Source organism: Caulobacter sp., from assembly GCF_049283275.1.
GTDB lineage: Bacteria > Pseudomonadota > Alphaproteobacteria > Caulobacterales > Caulobacteraceae > Caulobacter.
Genome location: NZ_JBAPVS010000118.1, coordinates 1 through 3,163, shown reverse-complemented (window position 1 = coordinate 3,163; position 3,163 = coordinate 1). Strand labels below are relative to the sequence as shown.

General features: G+C 70.9%; 3 protein-coding genes. 2 read left to right on the top strand and 1 reads right to left on the bottom strand.

Going from position 1 to position 3,163, the window contains the following annotated elements:
- Positions 1 to 2,022, top strand: coding sequence for a TonB-dependent receptor domain-containing protein (locus WAL33_RS05795; protein WP_422179381.1), 2,022 nt, complete (start codon positions 1 to 3; stop codon positions 2,020 to 2,022).
- A 57-nt stretch (positions 2,023 to 2,079) separates the two neighbouring features.
- Entirely contained in the window at positions 2,080 to 2,949 is an 870-nt protein-coding gene (locus WAL33_RS05790) for a MerR family transcriptional regulator (protein WP_422179379.1), read from the top strand.
- Here the strand turns inward: WAL33_RS05790 and WAL33_RS05785 are convergent.
- The coding region (locus WAL33_RS05785) for a DUF4908 domain-containing protein (protein WP_422179377.1) at positions 2,939 to 3,163 on the bottom strand (225 nt) is incomplete at its 5' end. The two genes, WAL33_RS05790 and WAL33_RS05785, sit on opposite strands and share 11 nt — an antisense overlap.

The following is a 3,163-nucleotide window of genomic DNA, read 5'->3' as shown; positions in this document are numbered from 1 at the left end:
GTGCTGGAGGCCGCGCCCCAGGCGCCGGCCCAGGCGCCGCCCCAGACGCCGCCCCCCGCCGACGCCCCGCGCGGGGTGATCGGCTATCCGCCCAGCTTCTTCGCCGAGCAGCGCCCCAGCACCGCCCTGGACATGATCGTCCGCCTGCCCGGCTTCCGGCTGGACGGCGGCGACGACGCCCGCGGCTTCGCCGGCACGGCCGGCAACGTGCTGATCAACGGCGAGCGGCCGACCACCAAGAGCGAGGACATCGAGGACATCCTAAAGCGCATCTCGGCCACCGCGGTCGAGCGCATCGAACTGATCCGCGGCGGCGCTCCCGGCGTCGACATGCAGGGCCAGACGATCCTGGCCAATGTGGTGATCAAGTCGACCGTGCAGATCGAGAAGGTCGCCAATCTCCAGACCTATCTCTATCCCGACGGCTTCTTCGGTCCGCTGCTGGAGTTCCAGGCCTCGCGCCGGGACGGGGTCAACCAGATCGAGGGCTCGCTGCTGGCCACCATCGACCGCACCGACCAGACCTTCGACGGCGGGACCCGGGTGACCCGCTTTCCCGACGGCCGGCCCACGACCATGGAGGCCGTCAAGGGTTACGACGAGATCCAGAACTACGTGGCGCGCGGCGCGATCCAACGCGCCGCCCCCGGCGGCAAAATCCGGATCAACGGCAAGATCGAGTACTTCTCGTTCGACCGCGACGTCGTCTACACCCGCTACGCCCCCAGCGCCGGCCGCCAGGACAGCGGCGAGACCGACGAGGACTGGACCGGCGAGTTCGGGGCCCGCTACGACAGCAAGCTTTCGCCGCGCACCGACCTGCAGCTGGTGTTCCTGCAGAACCTGGGCGACGACACCTATGGCTCGACCTTCGCCTTGCCAGGCCGCGCCGAGGTCTATTCCGAGCGCAGCAAGACCGGCGAAAGCATCCTGCGCGGCGAGCTGAAGCAGCGCCGGTCCGAGACCCTGTCGTTGGAGGGCAGCCTCGAGGGCGCCTACAACTTCCTGGACGGCAATATCGACTACGCCGTCAACGGCGCCCCGGTCGACATCGGCCCGCCGCATGTGAAGGTCGAGGAGCTGCGTGGCGAGGCGGCCGGCAAGGCCGTCTGGCGGGCCGATCCCAAACTGACGCTCGAGGCCGGCGCGCGGGTCGAGGTCTCGCGCATCACCCAGAGCGGCGGCGTGGATCTGGAGCGCAGCTTCTTCTACCCCAAGCCTCGCCTGCTGGTGACCTGGAACCCCAACAGCGCCGACCAGCTGCGGATGCGGGTCGAGCGCGAGGTCGGGCAACTGGACTTCGGCGACTTCATCGCCTCGGCCGACCTGTCGGCCGGCAGCCAGGAAGGCGCGGACGCCACTCTGGAGCCCCAGCGCTCGTGGGTCGGCGAAGTGGCGTGGGAGCGGCGGTTCTGGGGGGCAGGTTCGATCTCGGCCACCCTGACCCATTCGCAGATTTCCGACGTCGTCGACTACAAGCCGCTGCCCACCGGCGGCGACGCGCCCAGCAACATCGGCGACGGCCGGTCCGACCAGTTCGTGATCGCCATGACCCTGCCGACCCAGAAGCTGGGGATTTCCGGCGGCCAGGTGAAGACGCGCCTCAGCTGGTTCGACAGCGAGGTCACCGACCCCGTCACCTTCGGCAAGCGCCGCATCACCAACGCCACGCCGTTCGTCTGCAATGTCAGCTTCACGCGCGACATGCCCGGCGGCCGATGGAGCTGGGGGACCTCCGTCAACTGCGCCAACGAATACAGCCGCTTCCGCTTCAACGAGGTCCGCACCCAACGCGCCGAGGCATACCTGGAAGGTTTCGTCGAATGGAAGCCCAGGACGGACCTCACGGTGCGCACCACCCTGTCCAACTGGTCCTCGCGCAGCATCACCCGCGAACGGACGATCTACAAAGGCTCGCGCGCCGACGACGTGGTCGACAAGATCGAGACCCGCTCGCTGCCGTTCGAGCCCTATCTGTTCATCCAGGTGCGCAAGCGGCTGGGGGTGAGCGATCGGTCTTGACCCGGACCCTGGGGCCGCCCCGATAAGAGGGCGGTCAACCCGGACGAGGTGATTCCCATGCCCCCTTCCGCCCGCTTCCTGGGCCCATCGGACGCCGCCCGACAGCTGGGCGTTTCGGCCAAGGCGCTGCGGATCTACGAGGCGCGCGGCCTGCTGGTCCCGGCCCGCACCGCCGCCGGCTGGCGCGCCTACGGCCCCGACCAGATGGCCCGGGCGGGCGAGATCGTCTCCCTGCGCGCCCTGGGCCTGAGCCTGTCGCGGATCGCCGAGATGCTGAGCGGCCAGGCCGAGCCGGCCCTGGCCGCCCACCAGGCGATCCTGGAGGACCGGATCGGCCAACTGACCGCCGCCGCCGACAAGATCCGCGATCTGCGCGCCGGCCTGGCGCCCAGCGCCGCGCCCGCCGTCGCCTTCGACCTGCCCTGGCCATGGGGCGGCGAGCGGTTCGAATTGGCGCGCGTCCCGGCCCTGACCTTTGTCACCGGGCCGCTGGGCAGCGGCAAGACGCGCCTGGCCCGGCGGCTGGCCCTAGCCCTCGACGCGGTCTTCCTGGATCTCGACCGTCCGGACGACGCCCTGCCTCGCGCCCTGGAGGGCACGCGTCCCCTGGTGATCGACATGCCGGAAAGAGGGTTGGACCGGGGCGAACAGGAGGCTCTCGTGGCCCGCCTGCGCCGGCGGGGCCAAGAGGCGCCGGCCGTCGTGCTGTTGACCCGCTCCAGCGCGATCCTCGACTTGTCCGCGGTCGGGGCCGCGGACGGGGCCGACGAGGCGATCCTCTACTGCCCGGCCAATCACGCCCCGCCGATGCGGGTGACGCCCCGGCCGGGCGCGCCGGGCCACGAGGCCCTGACCGGCTGCCTGGCATCGCCGAGCGTGCGCGCGCGCACCGAGGGCATGATGGCGGTGATGCCGTCTACTTGCTGACGATCTTGATGATCCGCTTGGACGAGGGCCGGCCCGACAGGCCCTTGCCCGGGGCGTAGGTGACCGTCAGGTCGCCGCCCTTCAGGTTGGCGCCGGGCTTGTGGCCCTCGGCCAGCAGGACGCGGGTCACACGGGCCAGCAGACCGCGGCCGCCGTCGCGGGCCAGGCGCTCGAAAGCCTCGGCCGTGACGGTGGCGGTGTCGGCCACCAGCAC